The following is a 272-nucleotide window of genomic DNA, read 5'->3' as shown; positions in this document are numbered from 1 at the left end:
GTAAGGGGAGCGCAAGGTTCTCAAGGTGTAATTGGTGTAGCTGGAATGCAAGGTGCACAAGGAATACAAGGAGTTCAAGGAATAACAGGAGCAACAGGTGCAGAGGGGCCTCAAGGAACTCAAGGTCCACAGGGGGAAATTGGGCCAACAGGTGCAGAAGGTGCTAAAGGTGTGCAAGGAATACAAGGGATAACAGGTCAGGTAGGAGCCCAAGGAATACAAGGGTTACAAGGAATAATCGGTCCCACAGGCACAACAGGAGCGGCAGGAGC

General features: G+C 51.8%; 1 pseudogene. It reads left to right on the top strand.

Annotated elements, in window-relative coordinates:
* Window positions 1–272 (top strand): annotated as a pseudogene (locus MR113_RS27720) (collagen-like protein); the annotation flags it as partial.

Source organism: Bacillus cereus group sp. BfR-BA-01379 (assembly GCF_022663605.1).
Lineage (GTDB): Bacteria > Bacillota > Bacilli > Bacillales > Bacillaceae_G > Bacillus_A > Bacillus_A mobilis.
This window is presented reverse-complemented; position numbering and strand designations above follow the sequence as displayed.